This window comes from Luteolibacter arcticus, assembly GCF_025950235.1.
In the GTDB taxonomy this organism is placed as follows: Bacteria; Verrucomicrobiota; Verrucomicrobiia; order Verrucomicrobiales; family Akkermansiaceae; genus Haloferula; species Haloferula arctica.
This window is the reverse complement of sequence record NZ_JAPDDT010000003.1, coordinates 292,522-310,215: the sequence shown is the minus strand read 5'-3', so window position 1 is coordinate 310,215 and position 17,694 is coordinate 292,522. Positions and strand designations below refer to the sequence as shown.

Annotated in this window: 16 protein-coding genes; 5 read left to right on the top strand and 11 right to left on the bottom strand. The window is 63.0% G+C overall.

From position 1 onward, the window contains the following. Positions 1-11: 11 nt before the first annotated feature. The 3 genes from OKA05_RS09655 to OKA05_RS09645 all read right to left on the bottom strand — a co-directional run bounded on the left by OKA05_RS09655 (position 12) and on the right by OKA05_RS09645 (position 2,074). Entirely contained in the window at positions 12-251 is a 240-nt protein-coding gene (locus OKA05_RS09655; RefSeq protein WP_264486922.1) for a hypothetical protein, read from the bottom strand. A gap of 253 nt (positions 252-504) precedes the next feature. Further along, positions 505-924 carry a hypothetical protein gene (locus OKA05_RS09650; protein ID WP_264486921.1) on the bottom strand — a complete coding sequence of 140 codons (420 nt, stop codon included), beginning with the start codon at positions 922-924 and terminating at the stop codon, positions 505-507. 13 nt (positions 925-937) lie between these two features. Further along, positions 938-2,074 (bottom strand): MalY/PatB family protein, encoded by a 1,137-nt coding sequence (locus OKA05_RS09645; protein WP_264486920.1) that lies wholly within the window; start codon positions 2,072-2,074, stop codon positions 938-940. A gap of 310 nt (positions 2,075-2,384) precedes the next feature. On the opposite strand from OKA05_RS09645, the gene hisF reads away from it, so the two are divergent. After that, positions 2,385-3,149 carry an imidazole glycerol phosphate synthase subunit HisF gene (gene hisF, locus OKA05_RS09640; protein WP_264486919.1) on the top strand — a complete coding sequence of 255 codons (765 nt, stop codon included), beginning with the start codon at positions 2,385-2,387 and terminating at the stop codon, positions 3,147-3,149. Between the two features lie 198 nt (positions 3,150-3,347). Here hisF and OKA05_RS09635 read toward each other — a convergent pair whose 3' ends face one another. The 3 genes from OKA05_RS09635 to OKA05_RS09625 all read right to left on the bottom strand — a co-directional run bounded on the left by OKA05_RS09635 (position 3,348) and on the right by OKA05_RS09625 (position 5,785). Next, positions 3,348-3,977 carry an HAD family hydrolase gene (locus tag OKA05_RS09635; protein WP_264486918.1) on the bottom strand — a complete coding sequence of 210 codons (630 nt, stop codon included), beginning with the start codon at positions 3,975-3,977 and terminating at the stop codon, positions 3,348-3,350. A 437-nt stretch (positions 3,978-4,414) separates the two neighbouring features. Next, positions 4,415-5,335 (bottom strand): SRPBCC family protein, encoded by a 921-nt coding sequence (locus tag OKA05_RS09630; RefSeq protein WP_264486917.1) that lies wholly within the window; start codon positions 5,333-5,335, stop codon positions 4,415-4,417. Between the two features lie 153 nt (positions 5,336-5,488). Then, complete coding sequence (locus OKA05_RS09625) at positions 5,489-5,785, bottom strand: Dabb family protein (protein ID WP_264486916.1); 297 nt, start codon at positions 5,783-5,785, stop codon at positions 5,489-5,491. Positions 5,786-5,924: 139 nt separating this feature from the next. On the opposite strand from OKA05_RS09625, the gene OKA05_RS09620 reads away from it, so the two are divergent. Further along, positions 5,925-6,803: an AraC family transcriptional regulator gene (locus OKA05_RS09620; protein ID WP_264486915.1), complete on the top strand. Its 879-nt coding sequence runs from the start codon at positions 5,925-5,927 to the stop codon at positions 6,801-6,803. A 110-nt stretch (positions 6,804-6,913) separates the two neighbouring features. On the opposite strand, the gene OKA05_RS09615 is transcribed toward OKA05_RS09620, so the two are convergent. Next, positions 6,914-8,344: a cytochrome P450 gene (locus tag OKA05_RS09615; RefSeq protein ID WP_264486914.1), complete on the bottom strand. Its 1,431-nt coding sequence runs from the start codon at positions 8,342-8,344 to the stop codon at positions 6,914-6,916. A 281-nt stretch (positions 8,345-8,625) separates the two neighbouring features. Between OKA05_RS09615 and OKA05_RS09610 the strand changes: the two genes are divergently transcribed. Next, a complete protein-coding gene (locus OKA05_RS09610) occupies positions 8,626-9,477 on the top strand; it encodes a hypothetical protein (RefSeq protein ID WP_264486913.1) in 852 nt (283 codons plus the stop codon). Between the two features lie 520 nt (positions 9,478-9,997). Here OKA05_RS09610 and OKA05_RS09605 read toward each other — a convergent pair. The 4 genes from OKA05_RS09605 to OKA05_RS09585 all read right to left on the bottom strand — a co-directional run bounded on the left by OKA05_RS09605 (position 9,998) and on the right by OKA05_RS09585 (position 14,629). Then, positions 9,998-11,041 (bottom strand): hypothetical protein, encoded by a 1,044-nt coding sequence (locus tag OKA05_RS09605; RefSeq protein WP_264486912.1) that lies wholly within the window; start codon positions 11,039-11,041, stop codon positions 9,998-10,000. Positions 11,042-12,075: 1,034 nt separating this feature from the next. After that, positions 12,076-13,854, bottom strand: coding sequence for an SLC13 family permease (locus OKA05_RS29285; protein ID WP_319800647.1), 1,779 nt, complete (start codon positions 13,852-13,854; stop codon positions 12,076-12,078). Positions 13,855-13,951: 97 nt separating this feature from the next. Then, positions 13,952-14,125 (bottom strand): hypothetical protein, encoded by a 174-nt coding sequence (locus OKA05_RS09590; RefSeq protein ID WP_264486911.1) that lies wholly within the window; start codon positions 14,123-14,125, stop codon positions 13,952-13,954. A 3-nt stretch (positions 14,126-14,128) separates the two neighbouring features. Next, on the bottom strand, positions 14,129-14,629 hold the full coding sequence (locus OKA05_RS09585; protein WP_264486910.1) for a hypothetical protein: 501 nt from the start codon (positions 14,627-14,629) through the stop codon (positions 14,129-14,131). A 45-nt stretch (positions 14,630-14,674) separates the two neighbouring features. On the opposite strand from OKA05_RS09585, the gene OKA05_RS09580 reads away from it, so the two are divergent. Next, positions 14,675-17,185 (top strand): M16 family metallopeptidase, encoded by a 2,511-nt coding sequence (locus OKA05_RS09580; RefSeq protein WP_264486909.1) that lies wholly within the window; start codon positions 14,675-14,677, stop codon positions 17,183-17,185. A 184-nt stretch (positions 17,186-17,369) separates the two neighbouring features. Next, complete coding sequence (locus OKA05_RS09575) at positions 17,370-17,690, top strand: hypothetical protein (protein ID WP_264486908.1); 321 nt, start codon at positions 17,370-17,372, stop codon at positions 17,688-17,690. Positions 17,691-17,694: the final 4 nt, after the last annotated feature.

Here is a 17,694-nt window from a genome sequence, read left to right as displayed (position 1 = left end):
CGCTTGGGAGGTCAAGTCGCCCAATCACGGGCAGCAGACCTCAATTCAGGATCCGGGCTCGCCAAGCCTCTCAAAATCAAACGGTCGAATGCCTCGCCCCGGCCGAGTTCATCGTAGACCCAAAGGAGCTGCCGGAACTCCCACTCGTCCTCCAAATCGAGCACACGATTCGCCGTTTCCTCAAGGTTGGTCAGCCGGACGCTCTCCGGGATCTCCTTCAAGGTCGACCGGCCAAGGAGGATGTTGCCCATGTTTTGGCACTGGCAGGCTCGTTCCAGCAGAAGCGAAATGAGCTCCCGGACTTGCTCTTCTTCCAATAGGGAGGCACGCGAAAGATCTCCCGAAAGCCCCGGGGAGATGGCATCGAGCGCGATTCTGAAATCCTGTTCGTAGGGGTTGTGCGGCAAAGCGTTCGTCTGAGGATGTCCTTGTTGTGGTCCTCTGATCAAGCCATCGAACAAACCGCTTTTCCAATCCCTGCCGGCATTCGCGCGCGGCTTCCGATCACTTCTTCTTCGCCGGCTCCGTGTAGAAGGCAATCCGGGTGTCCACCGGGCTCGTGTTTTCCACAATCAGCGTGATCACTCCGTCCTTCGGCTCGAATTCGTGCGAGACTCCCGGTGCCCCTCCGACCTTGTGAGGTTCTTCGGGTGTTCCCAGATACACCGAGCTTTTGGACTGATAGACTTCGTAGCCTTTCTCCAAGGTGAATCCGACGATGATGGGTTCGTTCGAGGGAATCTTCAGTTCGGTTTTTTGCCCGGCAGTGAGGATCACTTCGGAGTGAAACGTTTGGCCAGCGCTTAAGGAGTTTGCAAAGTAGTCAGAATACCAAGTCTTGGGGCTAGACTTGGCGTTGGTCGCCGGTTCCTTGCAGCTTGCCACGAGCAGGCCGCAGAGCAATACGAAGAGGATTTGCTTCATGGTCGGGTAGGCATCAAATTACCGACGCCATCTTCTCCAGGCCGGCGAGCATGTGGGCGCGGGTGGTGCCGAAGTTGAAGCGGATCCAGCCGGGCCAGCCGAAGAAGGCGCCGTCGGAGAGGTAGAGGCCGGCGTTTTTCTCGAAGTGTTGGGCGGGGTTCTCGACGCCCATGCCGCGGGCGTCGATCCAGGCGAGGTAGGTGGCTTCGCCGGGGACGACCTTGAGGGCGGGCATACGCTCGGCGATGAAGGAGTCGAGCAGGGCCCGGTTTTCGCGCAGGTAGGCGAGGAGTTGCTGGCGCCATGGCTCGCCCTCGCGGTAGGCGGCTTCGGCGGCGTAGTAGGAAAGGGCGTTGATTTCCGAGAGCGTGTGGCCGCGCTGGGCGGAGAATCGGCGGCGGATAGTGTCGTCCGGGATGATGGCGATGGCGTAGCCGAGACCGGCGATGTTCCAGGTCTTGCTGGGGGATAGCAGGGTGATGGTGCGCTGCTTGAGGTCGTCGGAAAGCTGGAGGGCCGAGAAATGCGGGGTCTTTTCCGCGTCGAGGATGAGGTCGCAGTGGATTTCGTCGGAGACGAGGATGAGGTCGTGCTTCACGCAGAAGCGGGCGAGTTCTTCGACTTCCTCGCGGGTGAAGACGCGGCCGAGCGGGTTCTGCGGGTTGCAGAGGAGGAAGACCTTCGTTTCCGGGGTCACGGCGGCTTCCATGGCGGCCCAGTCGAATTCGTAGCGGCCATTGACCTCCACATGATCGACCGTAATCAGCTTCGCGACGCCGTCGTGGTGGACGCCGATGAAGGGCGGATAGACGGGGGTGCAGGTCATCAGCGCCTCACCTGCCTTGCAAAAGGCACGCCCGGCCAACGACAGCGCCGGAACGAGGCCGCCGAGGTGGACGATCTGCTCGCCGGACACGCTCACGCCGCGTTGATTCTCAAGGTAGAGGTCGATCGCTTCGTTCAGCCCGGCGTGGGCCTGGGCATAGCCGAAAACGCCGTGATTCACCCGCGCGTGAAGCACCTCAATGATCTCGGGCGCGGAGGCGAAATCCATGTCCGCCACCCAGAAGGGGTCGAGTTCCGGCCGGCGGTCGAACTTGATGCAGCCGGTCCCTTGGCGGGTGATGGGGACGTCGAAGTCGTAGGTCACGGGCGGGTTTTTAATCCAGCTTCTGGCGCTGGCAAGCCGGGAGGGCGGGTCGCGGGGTGACCGCACGGGGACTTTGGGAACCGCGAATGGACGCCAATTGACGCGAATTTGTAGCTTCTGGCCTGGGCGACAGGCATCTGAGGCATTTGACTTGTAGGGGTCGGAGGGCCATTCGCTTTCAAATTGGCGTCGATTCGCGTCGATTCGCGGTTGGGATTACCATGCTGGTGGCTTTGCGGGCGGATGGCGTCGCGGGAGTCAGGATCTCGCTCCGCTGGACATCCGCCCCGGCTCCCGCTTTCCTGCCGCCGTGCTCGCCAAACGCATCATTCCCTGCCTGGACGTCACGGACGGCCGTGTGGTCAAAGGCGTCAATTTCGTCGATCTCATCGATGCCGGTGACCCGGTCGAGTGCGCGATGGCCTACAATGCCCAGCAGGCCGACGAGCTCGTCTTCCTCGACATCACCGCGTCTTCCGACAATCGAGCGACCATGGTGGATGTGGTCCGCCGGACCGCGGCGCACTGCTTCATCCCGCTGACCGTCGGCGGCGGCATCCGGTCCGTGGAAAACATGCGCGAGATGCTTTTGGCCGGTGCGGACAAGGTGGGCATCAATACCTCGGCGGTGAAGGATCCGGGACTGGTAGATGCCGGTGCCAAGGCTTTCGGCAGCCAGTGCATCGTGGTGGCGATCGATGCCAAGCGCGAGGGGCCGGGCAAGTGGGGTGTCTATACCCACGGCGGTCGCACGCCGGTGGGGCTCGATGCGGTCGAGTGGGCGAAGGAAGTGTGGCGTCGTGGGGCAGGGGAGATCCTGCTGACCAGCATGGATGCAGATGGCACCCAGGCGGGCTATGATTGCGAGCTGACGGCTGCGATTTCGGAGAGCGTGGGCATTCCGGTGATTGCCAGCGGGGGGGCGGGCAATCTCGATCACATGGTCGAGGTGTTAGAGAAGGGGAAGGCGGATGCTGTCTTGGCGGCGAGTATTTTCCACTTTGGCAAGCATACGGTGGGTGAGGCGAAGCGTTACTTTGCGGAGCGGGGGATTCCGGTGCGGCCGGAGATGTAATTGTGGTTCGCACACTCCGTGTGCGGTGGAAGTCGTTATCGTGGTGCTCGGAGGTCTTGTGGGCGGCCGGGTGGCTCTGTTAGAGCGTCGTGATTTCCAGCAGCCCTGGAGACCATTCAACCGCACACGGAGTGTGCGGACCACTATCAGGAGCGTGGACATTCTGTCGACGCCGTGTCGACAGAATGTCGACACTCCTTATAGCTCCTCCAGCGTCGCCACTATCCGGTCCGCGATCGAGAAATCCAGGCATGCGGTGGTCCGGTTTGGAACGACCCATACATTGAGGCCAGCGGCCTTTGCCGACTTTACGCCATTGAGCGAGTCCTCGATGGCGAGGCACTCGTTCGCGGGGATGCCGAGGCGCTTCACCGCCTCCAGCCACAAATCGGGTGCGGGCTTGATCTTCGGGGCATCGCCACGGCAGACGACCGTCTTGAAGTACGGCATCAATCGTAGTTTCTCCAGCCAGCCATCGACCCACTGGTGGGATGAGCTCGATACCACCGCTAGCGGGATGCCTTGGGCGGTTAGTTTTTCCAACAGCGGAACCACGCCGGGCATCGGTCCTGCCTGCTCGAGGTCGCGGCGGATTTCGACCTGCCGGTTTTCATCGAGCTGGTGCCAGTCGAAGCTGCGGCCGGTGAGTTCCTCGAGGTGGACTTTCGGCGACCACGTGTCGAAGTCGGAGCCGATGCACTGCGTGTAGGTCTCCAGCGGTAGCGGATGGCCGTGGGCGAGGAAGGTGCGGTGCCATGCCTCGTAGATGGCCCACTCGGTGTCCACGAGGACTCCATCGAAATCGAACAGCACCGCCGAAAACTGCATGCGTGGGGATGAATTGGCGGGGCGCGGGGGGCAAGGTTTTCCTTGGGGGGCTGCCGGGCATCGCCATTTGTAGGCGGGGTGGTGGCAACGCGGATCGGTCCTCGAAAGCGGGCAGCTCCCGTGCTTCCGCGTTGTTACCACCGCGCCTACCTAGAAGAGGGAATGCCTTAACGTAGGCGCACTGGTGACAGTAAGGGACGGTCCTCGGAATCGGGCGGCGCCGGTGCTTCCGCGTTGTCACCAACGCGCCTACCGGGATTGCTTGGGCGGGCTTTATAGCGTGGACCCTCCACCGGGGTGCTTCCCCGCAGCAGGGCTACTGGCTTCGGGCGGCAGCAGGCTGCTCGCAGTCCGGGTCTCCGACGACTTGGGCGGAGTTGAAGGGGAGGCGGTACGGTGAGGTGCTACGGCGGGCCAGCGGCCCGCGCACCCAGCGGTTACTTCGCGGGGAGATGCACCCGGGTTACGAGCTCCGCCTCGGGCGTCGCGGTCGGGTCGTTGTCGTAGATTTCGAAGAGCGGGACCTTTTTGTCCGCGGCGAATTTCTTGGCGCGGCCGTGCATCATCCCGGCGGCCCAGGCGTTGCCGAGGTGGCGGTAGGCGCCGGTGTGCTTCACCACATACGCCCGGCAGGTCGGGATCTCGCCGCTTACGAAGCCATTGTGCACTTCGACCGCGCCGGTGACCGGGAAGCCGATGGTGTATTCGGTCAGCCCTTTCACGGGATCCCTCTGGTGGGTGATCGAGAATGCCGGGCCGGAGGGAGCCGCGCTGCTTTTCCCCATCCACGCCATCAGCTTCGCCATGTCCCGCTCCATCGATGGGCCGATGTCCGCGGTCGGGCAGGAGGACTTCACGCCGACGTAGCGGAATCCCCCTGCCGGCTGCGTGCCGGTGAAGTCCAGCTTGGTCGGCACCGAGCCGGTCTCGGCGAGATCCTTGAGCATCTTCAGGCCGCGCTCGTAGTCGGCGCCGATGTAGCCGGTCATCATCCCCTTCATCCACCACATGAACCACGGCAGCGTTCCTTCCATGGTCCACTCGGCGAGGGTCTCGTGGTCGTGCTCGGAAAAGTGGAAGGCCACCTGATTCACCGACTTCCACGGCTTCAGGAAGGTGAGGCGATACTGGATCGACCACGGCGGATCGCCGCCGGTGATTTCCATCTCGCCGCTGCCGGTGATGTCGCCCTCCCATGCATAGCCGCGGCCATCGGGAGAGTAGGTCATCTTCGCGGCTGGCTCGGCGATGAGCCATGGCGACCACGCCGGCCAGCTCTTGAAATCGCGGACGAGATCGTAAACTTGCTGCACCGGTGCGGCGATGCGGATCGACTTGCGGACGGAAAAGACAGGCATGGCGGGGTCGGGGAAATTACCGCCACCTTGAACGGGATTTTCCGTGAGGGGAAGCAGGCTTTCAGCGCTCTTGCTCCAAAAAAATCCGCGCGGCGATTCTTCCGCGGCTTCCAACAGTTTGGCCTGCAGAGGGGCCAGCTGCTCCGCAGCGGGTCACACTGCGAAGTCGAACACGACGACGCGCTCCAAGCAGGGGACGACGATCTGGCGCACCCGCTCGTGCTCGGGGTGGGGCAGGTAGGCGTCGCGGTTGGCGGCGGTGTCGAAGGTCATGATGAAGCCGTGAGTGAAGCCGTCATTGAGGCCTTCGGTGCTTTCGTAGGGGCCGTGCTCCATGGCCAGCAGGCCGGGGATTTTGCCGATCATGCCCTTCATCTGGGAGAAGCAGTGCTCGATTTGATCGGGGCGGATGTCGCTCTTGAACTGGAACATGCCGAAGTGTCTGACCATCGCTTGGGTCCTGGCGTCGGGTTGCATCTCCGAGGGTATCGGCTCGCGGAAATCTCGTCATCCTCCTGCACCTATTCCCAATCCACACCGGAAGCGGGGGCTCGACGGGAGTGCCGCCCGCGTTTCAGCATGGCCTGCCATGGCGGCATCCCGCAGCACCCCGCAAGACATCCAGATCCTGGGCAGCGGCACGCGCTATCAGGTCGTGCGTGCGGATTCCACGGACATGCGCGATTGGCTGCAGAAGGGCTCGGTCTGCTCGCTGCTGCTGCAGCACCACATTTCCCACGTGGGTATCATGGAGGCCATGCCGCCCTTCGAGGTGGTGCGGATGGATCAGAGCGGTACTTTCATGATCGCCTGCTACGAGGGCGAGGGGGTGGTGCTGGCGGATGGTCAATGGCGGCGCATCCGTGCGGGGCAGGCGTGCCTGCAGCCGCCCTTTGTGATGAACTCGCTGAAGTGCCTGCCCGGCAAGCCGTGGAAATTTGCCTGGGTCCGCTACCGAGAATCGCGCGAGACGCGGCCGATCGTGTCCTCGCTGTCACCGGTGACCGGTGCGTTCAATTCCGCGCCGTTGAAGGCCGCGATCGATGGCCTGCACGCCGAGGCCGGGGGGACGAAGGGGGCGTCCGCTCTTCACCACTGGAGCGAGTTGGTCCATCACTACGTGCTTCGCTTCGCCCAGCCGCATCAGGTGGATACCCGGCTGTGGCGCGTGTGGCAGTGCGCCGAGGCCGATCTCGCGAAGCCGTGGACGCTCACTGAACTCGCGAGCATCGCCTGCATGAGCGAGGAGCACCTGCGCCGCGTGTGCCGCAAGGAACTCGGCCGCAGCCCGATGCAACACTTGACCTTCCTACGGCTCCAGCGCGCCCGGCATTTGCTTTCGGTGACGGATGACAAGGTGGAGGTGATCGCCCATGCGGTGGGCTTTGAAAGCGCCTTCACGTTCTCTAACACGTTCAAGAAGTGGATCGGCTGGCGGCCGTCGGAGCAGCGGAACTATGGGCGCTGAGGAGCCGGGGCGGCGATGCCGCCGTCATACGCATGAGGCGTCCCTTCAGGACGCGGTGACGTGCGGCGCTTTACCCGGCACTTTGTGCCGGGCTTTTATGAGCCGTCCTGTTAGGACGAAGAGCCCGAGAACGGGCACGTGCGGGCTTCTCTAACAGCCGGAGCTGTTGCGGGTGCCTGCGGGGTCCGTTCGCTCACCACCATGCGCATTCCGTGCTTCGGTCGCAGGGTGATCAGTGGGTCGGCCTCGACCTTGAAGCCATCCTCAACACGGAAGCTGTTGTGGCGGTGGAAGAGAATCGTCATGATCATCAGCTCCTGCAGTGCGAAGTGATTGCCGATACAGCCGCGCGGGCCTGCGCCGAAGGGGAAGTAGTGCGGGCTATCCGCCGGTGGCCGGCGCTCTGCGGAGAAGCGATCCGGATCGAAGTCGCGGGCGTTCTCCCATGCATCCTCGTTCCAGTGGAAGTGGAAGATCGGGACCAGCACGTTGGTGCCGACGGCGATCTGATAGCCGCCGAGTTCGTGGGTCTCCGTGCAGCAGCGGCCGACGGCCCAGATCGTCGGATAGAGGCGCAGGGATTCGTCGATGACCTGCCGCACGAAAGGGAAGGCGGCCATGTCTTCGAGCCGCAGCTCGTGCTCCGGGAAGTTGGCGTCGATTTCCTCGTGCAAGCGCGCCTCGACCTGGGGATGGCGCGAGACGAGGTAGAGGATCCATGCCATGGCATTGGCCGTCGTTTCATGGCCGGCGATGTACATCGTCATGACTTCGTCGCGGAGCTGGCTATCGCTCATGCCGAGTCCGCTTCCTTCTTCGCAGGCGGCGAGCAGCATCGACAGGAGATCATCGTGATTGCCCGGATTTTCGCGGCGCTCGCGAATGATGCCGCGAACAATGCGCTCCAACTCGGTGAGCGCCCTGCGCATGTCGGCAAATACCGGCAGCGGGAGCTTGCGCGGTAGCAGGAGCAGCCATGGATGGCGCAGCGCATGCAGCGCCCATTCATTGAGCGTGGCGATGTGATGACTCACGTCGCGCGCCGAGCCTTGCGAATCGCTGCTAAACATCGCCCGCGAGATAATGTCGAGTGTCAGGCGGGAAAGAAGTGGCCCCACGTCGATCGCTTGGCCGGAGCGCGCGGCCTCGCTGAGTTCACCGGCCATGGCGTGAACGCGCTCGACTTTCATCGCAAAGATGGCCTCAAGCCGTCGTGGATGGAAGGCGGGCTGCACCAGCTTGCGCTGGGTTTTCCACAACGCGCCCTCGCTAGTGACGAGGCCCTCGCCCATCAGGATCCGCAGCACACTGTAGGAGCGGCTCTTGCGCTGATAGCACGAGGCATTGGTCACGAGGACGCGGCGCGCGAGATCGGGGGATGTCACCACAGCTGCCTCGCCGACGAAGGGCATGCGCACGGTGAAAAGGCCTCCGTCGTAGCGGCTGGCCCATTCCGGGATCCTGCGTAGCGGATCCTGGCGCAGGTGGTAGGCGCTGCCGAGCAGCCAATGACGGGGCGAATCGACGACGGGCGGGGTCATGGCTGGGACAGATGCTATCATCTGTCCGGCCGGCGGCGGAAACGGACAGCGGTTTTCAGAAAAAGCGGCGGGACTGATCTGTTGGGAAGATCACCCCGTCGCGAATGGGACCACGGGTGTGCTTCCGCCTTTCGCTGCGGCCTTACCGGCGTTGTAGCTGCCATCGGCGAAGGCTGTGCATGCTTTCCCGGCATGGGCGGTTTTCGTCCTCTTCCACCATTGCCTATTCGTGCCCGGCATGGTGATGCAATCGCGTGTTTCTTCGCGTATGCATCGTTCCCATGCGAATTCGATCCCTTGCCTTCCTGATTCTCCCGCTCCTTGCAAACGCCGGTGAACCGCTGCCATCGGCCGCGCTGGTGCTCGACTTGGATGCGGGGAAAGGCGTGAAAGTGGAGGATGGCGACAAGGTGGCCGCGTGGACGAATCAGGCTCCCGGCGCCGTGGCGAAGGATTTCGTGAAGCGCGATGAAGGCCGCAAGGAGGCCAGTAGCGGTCGGCCGACTCTGGTGAAGGATGTCGCGACTCTAGGAGGGAAGGCGACGCTCGATTTCCGTCATCACGAACTTGTCTGCCTGGACGAGGACGCCTTCGACGGACTGACCACCGGAAAGGGCCACACCTGGATCGCCGTGCTCTCCGTCCATGATCAGCGCGTCGGGCTGAAGGATGTGAACTCGTTCTTCGGCAACCTCCGCAATGGCGAGAAATATGAAGGCCTGTGGGGCTGCCTAAATGACGACAACACGCTGTGGTATGGCACCCGCAATGGCATCACCTTCGGCCGCTTCGACGCGAACAACCCGCAACTGCTGGGGCCGAAGCTGGAGACCGGCAAGTTCCATCTGTTAGGCGGACGAATGGCGGCCGGGACCGGCCCCGTGGCGATCGAACTATTCGCGAATGCTCCTGTCGCGGTGGCGAAGGGGCAGGCTCCGGTTTCTGAGAAAGCTAACCCGTCCCGCATGGCCGTCGGTCAGGAGCGCGATGCGATCCAGCATCCCGGTGTCGAGTCCTTCGATGGACAGATCGCCCGCATGCTGATCTGGGAGCGACCGCTGGAGGACAAGGAACTCGCTGCGGCGTTTGCCACGCTATCGGCGGACTATCAGCTCACAGGCAAGGAGCGGTAGAGATCGAACCTCCCTCGAATCCCCGGAAGACCAAGGGTTAGCGAGTACGCTTTCAGGCCAGCTTTCAGGTGACCTCCGCGAGGTGGTCGATGCGTGGCCCGATCTACCCGCGGGACATAGAGCGGCCATCATGGCGCTCGTTCGCTCCATCTAGCCCGGCCGGTGAGTGGAGACGGCATGAAGTGCGAGGCGGCCGATATCGAGGGGTCTGGGGAAATCATTTCCCCAGCAGGGGGCTGGGAAGGAACCCCAGTGTCAGCGGCCCCATTGTGGGAGGGTCCGGCAAGCGGCCCCGGTAACTATGGCCAAGGCAGGTAGTACCTGCTCCACCAGCCGCCCTCCCCCTTCGTTGATGCCTTTTCATTCGAAGCACGGGTGCGGCCACTGGCGAAGGGGAAATGCGCCCCCGACCCACGGCTGCTTCACAGGCCGCGAGCGGCGCATGGGGAGGCCGCCCCCACCGCCCGAGCGGGGATGGCATCGCTTGTCCCCAAAGACGAACGTCTAGGCCTGCCACCCGCTACTGGGGGCGCACGTCCGATTCAGGTTTGGGTTTCTCAGTGTCCTCCGGCTTCGACTTCGGAGCGGTAGCGGGTTGGTCAGCGCCGCCTTGTTCGCCCATTTTCAGTTCCGAGGCTTTCAAGCGCTCGGAATCCCTCTTGAAACTCCCACACTGCTCATTGCTCGGGAAGTCACCCAATCGACCTTCGAATAAATCACGCTGTTCGAGAAGTGAAAGCAGCAACCCCGTGTAGCTCTCTGCATACGTGTTTTCATCCGTTGTCTCCGGAAGCAGGGTGATCTCGGGCGTCGTCCAGTTTCCCCCGAAGAATGCGAAGACAATTTTGTCGGATCGAAAAGCTTCCTTCAATTCGGGCGTGTTCATCACATCTCGCCCGATATCCCTTACCATCATGCGCGCCGCCGCCCACACGTCCACAAGATCCTTGGGACTACTTGGATGACCAAAATTCAAGTGGCAGTGGATGATGGTCTTTTCACCACGCATGGCTGGGTTGCTTGGATTGGCCATCCAACGGAGAAGCTCATGCCGTCCGCCCTTGTCGTCCTTCCATGATTGCAGGTCGCACTCAATTCCGCCGCCTTGAATCACCGATCTCTCCAACTGCCCATGGCCCGCGCGTGCATTGAATGCGATTTTCACATCCTCATGACCATTGCGATCCAGCCAAGCCCGCAAAAGCTTATGATCGCCCTCCGACCACGTTTTGCCCTTTCCTCCGTTGTATGTGTAGAGATGTTCCAGCTTGTAGCCCATGCTGTCGGCTCGATCAAATGACCGTTGCCAGTCGCTCTGGTCCGTAATCGCCCCAGCCCCGTGGGGAATAACCTGGCTGGCTTTCATTCTCGCTTTTGAGAACTTCGCGATGACCTCGTCCCTGAAATCCGGTTTGAGCCGACCGGGATCTGGCATTCCGCGGCTCCAATTGACATTGAGGCCTTCCACCAATGCCGCCGTGCGGGCCCAGTCTTCAGGATGGTCATGCATCTTTTGTTGCCATCCGAGAGTCCCCATCCACACCTCGTATGCTTGGCATTTCATCGAGTTGCAAACTAGGGCAGCCACTATCAGCGGGCTCAAACAAAGGTGTTTTTTTCGAGTTCTCATCTTTGCTTTTATTTTTTCAGGCGAACAGCATTTATTAGCCCACTCAGATTCGGGTATCTAACACACTCGACCACCGGGCTTTCTTCGCGAAGCTTCAACGGAAGCCGCTGACTGTCAAACCAAGAGCCAAGTCGCCCGACTTGCTCAGGGATGGACAAATCTCTCCCCAGCCGCCCGATTCGTGAAACTGCGGCAGCCTCGCTCTCGATGCTGTTCGACGCATTCTTGTCAGATCAGGAGAACCAGCGGCGCGATGGGAAGCACGTCGAGAACCTTGGGCGCTACCTTCGCCTCCCTGCCGAGGAATGTGGGTGGGAACGGATCGCGGACGTGACGTCCGCGGCATTCCCATGCTGAAGCTTCGCGCTACCATAGAGAAGAACCGCAAGGGCTCGATCATCTTCCTTCACCCGGAGTTTGTGAACGCGTTGACGGAGGCGCGCTCAAAGAGCGCGGCTCCTGATGAAAGGGTCTTGCGGATGTTCAAAGGCCTCGATCCTTTGAAGCGCGATCTCGCAAAAGCAGGCATCCCATTCCAAGACGAACTCGGACGCCGCTTTGATCTTCATACCACGCGGATGACCTTCAACACCCGGCTGGCGAATGCGAACGTTCCTATTCGGATCGCCTTGGAGGCAATGAGGCATTCCGAGGAGCGCCTAACAACGACGGTTTACATAAGCCCAGTTCGCTCCCGGTTGCCGCCGCCGTCACTTCCCTCGCGCCGCTGCAATCGTCAAAGCTTTCAGGTGGGCTTTCCAGATCAGCTTTCAGGCGATTGCACCACGTCACGCCACACCACGCAACAAGACACAACACCACTCCGAACCTGTGAGCCTACTCCATCAACTCATGTTGAGCGTGTTAGCCGCGCCGTGCCACACAATGACACAAAGGAAAAGGCCCCAGAGCTGTTCTGCTCAGGGGCCTTTATTGGCTCCGGCGGTAGGGATCGGAACCATCCTTCCTCACACCGGCCACACCAGCAGGATCAGCGGCACGCCCACGACGATCACAAGCGCGGACAGCGGGGCTCCGAGCCGGGCATAGTCGCCGAAGCGATAGCCGCCGGGACCCATGACCAGCGTGTTGCACTGGTGGCCGATCGGGGTGAGGAAATCGCAGCCCGCCCCGACTGCCACTGCCATCAGGAAGGCGTCGGGGTTCATCTGCAGGTCCTTGGCAAAGATCGCGGCAATGGGGGCCATCACCAGCACGGTCGCGGCATTGTTCAGGAAGGGCGTGGCGGCCATGGCCGCGATCATGATCAAGCCGACCGCGGCCCATGGTGGCAGGCCCGAGGCGACTGAAGAGAGCCAGCTGGAGACCAGGGCCGTGCCGCCGCTGGTTTGCAAGGCTTCGCTCACCGGGATGAGCGCGCCAAGCATCACGAGGATCGGCCACTCGATGTGATCGTAGGCCGCCCGCAGCGGCAGAGCGCCACAGAGGATCACCACCACTGCGGCACCGAAAAAAGCCACCGCCGCGGGGACCACGGAGAATGCGGCCAGCGCCATCGCAATTCCTAACACCACCAGCGGCACCAGGCCTTTCCTAACATTGCCGAGCGCGATCGGCCGCTCGGCCAGGGGCAGGCAACCAAGCTCGCGCATCTGCTCGGGCAGCACGTTCAGCGGTCCTTGGAGGACGATCACGTCACCCCCGCGCAGCCGTGTGTCGCGCAGGCCCTGGGTCAGCCGGTGACCGGCGCGCGAGATGGCGAGGAGGTTGACCCGGTGGCGTTCATGCAGCTCCATCTTGCCCGCCGTCTGGCCGACCAGTGGCGATCCTGCCGTGACCACCGCCTCGGCCACGCCGATGTCATTGCCCGCTGTTTCCGTCACTGTGGCGCGGTGCTGGCCTTCGAGGAGAAGTCCGGCGCGTGCGATCGCCCGCTCCAGTTCCTCTGGGGCACCCTTCAGCAAGAGGATGTCGCCGGCTTCGATGGCAGTCCCTGCCACCTTGGCGATCGGTTCGCGCTGCTCGCCCCGGAGCACCGCGGTGATCTTGATTTCGCGCTCATTGCTCAGGACGAATTCCGCCGCGCTCTGGCCGATCACGGGCGAGTCCTCCGCCACCACGGCCTCGGTGGTGTAGTCATGGATATCCAGAACCTCTCCCATGGTCGGTGCGGCACGCCGGTCCGCGGGCAGCAGCCGGTAGCCGAAGTGGAGGAATGTCAGGCCGACGAGCGAGAGACCGATCCCGACCGGCGCATAGTCGAACATCCGGAAGCCCTCGCCGGTGATCTGCTCGCGCACCCGGGAGACGATGATATTCGGCGAGGTGCCGATCAGCGTGATGAGCCCACCCAGCAGCGAGCCAAACGACATCGGCATCAGGAAGACCGATGGCGAGCTGTCCGACTTCTTCGCCATCTTCAAGGCGGCGGGCATCAGCATTGCCAAGGCTCCGATGTTCTTGACCAAGGCCGAGAGGAACGTGACCGAGCCGACTAACAGCGTGAGTTGCCAGCGCACCTTCTCCACCCGGTTGCCGAGCTTTCGCAATGCGCTCTCAATGACGCCCGAGCGGGCGACGGCCGCGCTCACCACCAGCGCACTGGCGACGATGATCACGATGTCATCGCTGAATCCCGAGAAGGCCTTGTCCGCTGGCACCGTGCCGCAGGCGATCGAAACGAGCAGAGCAAGGAGGGCCACCATGTCGTAGCGCAGACGTCCCCAGAGAAAGAGAATCATCGTCCCGCCGAGAATGCCGAATGCCAGGGCTTGCTGCAAATTCATGGGAGCCGGGGAGGGAGATGCATCACTCCCACCTTAGCACGATGTCAAACCTTCGCATCCGACGAAACGATCTTAAGTAGCCGGTGGATGCTGGTTGCTACGGCTCCGGATAGAACCTCCGCATCGCCGAGAGCACCATTGGCTCATCCAGAGCGGCGCGGTCGATGGCTTTGTTGGTGCCGCGGCCTTTCATGCCGTGCCATGCGGGCAGCGCCTCGAAGCTGGCATTGAGCGAGCAAGACAGCGATGCCGCGGCCACATCTACTGACAACCCTCAGAATTTCGGCTCGGTGGAGGTCGAGGCCGGGGAGGGAGTGGGGGCGGGGGCGGGGGCGGGCGGAGCGCTTTGGGTGACCAGACGTTGCACGTCGGCAATCAGGCGTTCGGCGAGCATTTTCAGCTCGGACTGTTCGCCGACGTTGCCCTTGAAGCCGATATTGAGGGTGGCGGTGGGGATGCCTCTGAGGACGGTTTCGCCCTCTTCGATGATCACCCGGCGCTTGAGTTCCTCGACGGCCGCCTGCTCCGATTCGAGCTTCCATTTCGACGTGATGTCGCAGTCGCGGACGATGCCGGTGAGCACGGTTTCGGTCAGCAGGGCCTTGCGGAGATCCTCGACACTCTTGTCGCGCTGCTCCTGCGTCGACTCGGGATTAAAGGGGATGGGAACCCATTGGCGGTCAGGGCGACTTTGGTGAACTTTCCAATAGCCGAACATCAGCCCGCTCCCGAGGAGGGAGAGAACCAGCGCGCCGAGCACGATCCACCGTTGCATGACACGGGTGTATCCTCCATTTCTCTCCGTCCAAGCCGGAAATTCATGGACTACCCTGCCACAGCCGCCTCTCTCGACCACTTGCCGAATGGACTCACGGTCATCCTCGATCCCGATCCGGCGGCTCCGGTGATCAGCGCCCAGGTGTGGGTGGAGACCGGCAGCCTGCACGAGGGATCGTTGCTGGGCTCAGGCGTCTCGCACTTCCTGGAGCATATGGTTTTCAAGGGCGGTGGCCGGTTTGGCGCGGACGAACTCGCCACCTCGGTGCAGGCGGCGGGGGGGCATTGGAACGCCTACACCACCTTCGACCGCACCGTTTATTACATCGACGGCCCGGCGAGCGGGCTGGGCACCTTCCTGGAAGTGCTGGCCGCGATGGTTTTCACCCCGGCGCTCCCGGAGGAGGAGTTTGAGAAGGAGAAGGACGTCATCCGCCGCGAGATCGACATGGGGCTGGACGACCCGGACGACGTGTCGGGCCGGCTGATGTTTTCGACTGCCTTCACCTCTGACCCGCGGCGTCACCCGGTCATCGGGCACCGGGGGCTTTTTGATGAAATCAGCTACCCGGGACTGACCGGCTACCATCGTTCGCGCTACACGCCGGACCGCTGCTGCCTGTGTCTCTCCGGCGACTTCGATGCGGAAGCGGTGAAAGCGCAGATCGAAGCGCTATTTGGAGGATTTGCCCGCGGCAGCGGCGCGGAACCGGTGGTGCCGCAGGATCCGGTGCAGCTCGGGCCGCGCCGGGGGAGAGCCACCTTCTCGGTACCCGCCAGCAAGATCAGCCTGGCGTGGAAGATCCCGCCGCTGGGGCATCCGGACGTGCCGGCCTACGATCTGGCCGCGGCGGTGCTGGGAAGGGGGAGGTCGGCGCGGCTCTACCGTCACCTCCGCGAGGAGCGCGGGCTGGCGCTGGAGATTTCTGCCTGGTCGTGGAGTCAGGCCGGGCGCGGTGGCTTGTTTGCCATCTCCGCCGAGGCAGTGCCGGAAAAGCGCGACGAACTGATCGCCGCGATCCTGGCCGAGCTGGCGGATTTTCCAAGCACGGCGCTCGATGACGACCTCGCGAAGGCCCGTCGGCAGATCGCCGCGAGCCAATTCAAGTCGCTGACCACCGCCTCGGGCCGTGCGACCGACCTCGCGTCGAATTGGCACGAGGCGCGCGATCTCGATTTCACCCGGCGGTATCTGGCCGCGCTGAAGGCGACCACGGCTGCCGACGTCCGCCGAGCCATGGCCCGGCTGACCGAGGACCAGATGAGCCTCTCCATCCTCGATCCCGCGGACGCTCCGGCTCCCGCCACCTTGAAACGAGCGACGCGGGTGCGGCCGGAACCGGAGTGCGTGACGCTGCCGAACGGTGCCACCATTGCGCTGCTGCCGGATCCGCGGGTGCCGATCTTCACCGCGCAGGTGGCGGTGCGGGCGGGCCTTGTCTCCGAGATCCCGGAGAACGCCGGCCTGAATGCCTTGTTCGCGGCCACCTTGCCCCAGGGCACGGTGCGGCGCAGTGCTGCCGAGCTGGCGGGCTTGCTCGAATCCCACGGTGCGACGCTTGGGGCGGCCTCCGGCAACAATGCGCTGCTGGCCCAAATGGGCGGGCTTTCGCCGGATCTTTCGACCCTGCTGCCGCTGCTCGCGGAGGTGCTGGTGGAGCCGGCCTTCCACGGCGATTCGATCGAACGGGAGAAGGCGAGCCAGACCGCGTCGCTACGAGAGGCGATGGAGGATCCGCTTTCGACGGCCTTCCGGCTCGCGCGGGCGCATCTTTTCGATGGCATTGGCTACGGGATCCACGCGCTCGGCACGGAGGCCTCGCTGGCGGGGCTGGATCGATTCGCACTGTCGGCTCACCACTCGCGACATTTCCAAGGCAGCAATACGGTCGTCGCCCTCGCCGGTGACTTCGACCTCGTCCATGCGCGGGAAGTGCTCGCGGAAGGGATCGGCCGCCTGCCGATGGGGACGCCATGGGTTCCTCCGTCGGCGACGGTTCGCGGGGATTTCGAGATCGAGGCGTTCTTGCCGAAAAAGCAGGCGGTGCTGGCGCTCGCCTATCCCGGATGCTCGGCGCTCGCGCCGGAGCGGTTCGCGCTGCGGATGATCCAGGAATGGTGCACTGACATGGCCGGGCCGCTTTTCATCCGCATCCGCGAGGAACTGGGGCTGGCGTATCAAGTCGGTGCGACCCAGTTCCACGGTCACGATGCGGGCTTCTTCGGCTTCTACCTGGCGACCGATCCGTCGCAGGTCGATCTGGCCCAGCGCGAATTGGTGTCGGAGATTTCCAAGATCGCCGAAGACGGCATTCCAGAGGATGCCTTCGAGCGGGTGCGGGCGACCGTGCTTTCCAGCCTCGCGCTCGGCCTGCAATCGCCGGGATCGATCGCGCGGTTGGCGGCCATCGACGTGCTGTTCGGGCTCCCCGTGACCCATCACCGCGAGGTCGCGGCGATCTTCCAGACGATCACGCCGGGCGAGGTGAAGCAGGCGGCGGCCAAGTTACTCGGCACCCGGCCTGTCACAGCGCGGGTGCTTCCGGCGGGCTAAGCGTCTTGGTTTGTCTCAAACGCGTTTGGGTAGCATGACGTCCTCGCGAATTCGGTGCGTTGCCTTTCAGTCCGATTTGGCCGATGGTCTCCTTTGTGGATTCAAACGCGAGGCGTTTGCGGACTCTGTTCCGTGGGCTTCCCCCCATTTGGGTCCCATCCCCAAACTCAAAACCTGCAAACCCATGAAAACCACCACCATCGCCCTGCTTTTGGCCGCCCTGATCATCCCCGCACAAATCGGAGCCGCTCCCCGTGAAAAGGAGGACCCGAAGAAGGAGGAAGAGCGCAAGAAACAGGAGAAGGCGGAGAAGGAACGCAAGCGCGATGCCGTGAAGGAGTTCCTGAAGCAGAAGGACTCGAACAAGGACAACTCGGTCTCGCGCGACGAATACCTCGCCGGCGAGTCAGACCAGGATGCCGCCGGCAAGAAATTCGACGAGTTCAACAAGAACGGCGACCGCGCCCTCTCGAAGAGCGAGATCGAGGCGTTGTTGGGGCTCTGAGCCG

Coding starts and splice junctions, on each gene's coding strand:
- OKA05_RS09625 (WP_264486916.1), bottom strand. CDS start 5,785: ATGGTCAGACACTTCGGCATGTTCCAGTTCAAGAGCGACATCCGCCCC.
- OKA05_RS09635 (WP_264486918.1), bottom strand. CDS start 3,977: ATGCAGTTTTCGGCGGTGCTGTTCGATTTCGATGGAGTCCTCGTGGAC.
- OKA05_RS09605 (WP_264486912.1), bottom strand. CDS start 11,041: ATGAAATGCCAAGCATACGAGGTGTGGATGGGGACTCTCGGATGGCAA.
- OKA05_RS09580 (WP_264486909.1), top strand. CDS start 14,675: ATGGACTACCCTGCCACAGCCGCCTCTCTCGACCACTTGCCGAATGGA.
- OKA05_RS09655 (WP_264486922.1), bottom strand. CDS start 251: ATGGGCAACATCCTCCTTGGCCGGTCGACCTTGAAGGAGATCCCGGAG.
- OKA05_RS29285 (WP_319800647.1), bottom strand. CDS start 13,854: ATGAATTTGCAGCAAGCCCTGGCATTCGGCATTCTCGGCGGGACGATG.
- OKA05_RS09610 (WP_264486913.1), top strand. CDS start 8,626: ATGCGAATTCGATCCCTTGCCTTCCTGATTCTCCCGCTCCTTGCAAAC.
- OKA05_RS09630 (WP_264486917.1), bottom strand. CDS start 5,335: ATGCCTGTCTTTTCCGTCCGCAAGTCGATCCGCATCGCCGCACCGGTG.
- OKA05_RS09620 (WP_264486915.1), top strand. CDS start 5,925: ATGGCGGCATCCCGCAGCACCCCGCAAGACATCCAGATCCTGGGCAGC.
- OKA05_RS09575 (WP_264486908.1), top strand. CDS start 17,370: ATGAAAACCACCACCATCGCCCTGCTTTTGGCCGCCCTGATCATCCCC.
- OKA05_RS09585 (WP_264486910.1), bottom strand. CDS start 14,629: ATGCAACGGTGGATCGTGCTCGGCGCGCTGGTTCTCTCCCTCCTCGGG.
- OKA05_RS09650 (WP_264486921.1), bottom strand. CDS start 924: ATGAAGCAAATCCTCTTCGTATTGCTCTGCGGCCTGCTCGTGGCAAGC.
- OKA05_RS09615 (WP_264486914.1), bottom strand. CDS start 8,344: ATGACCCCGCCCGTCGTCGATTCGCCCCGTCATTGGCTGCTCGGCAGC.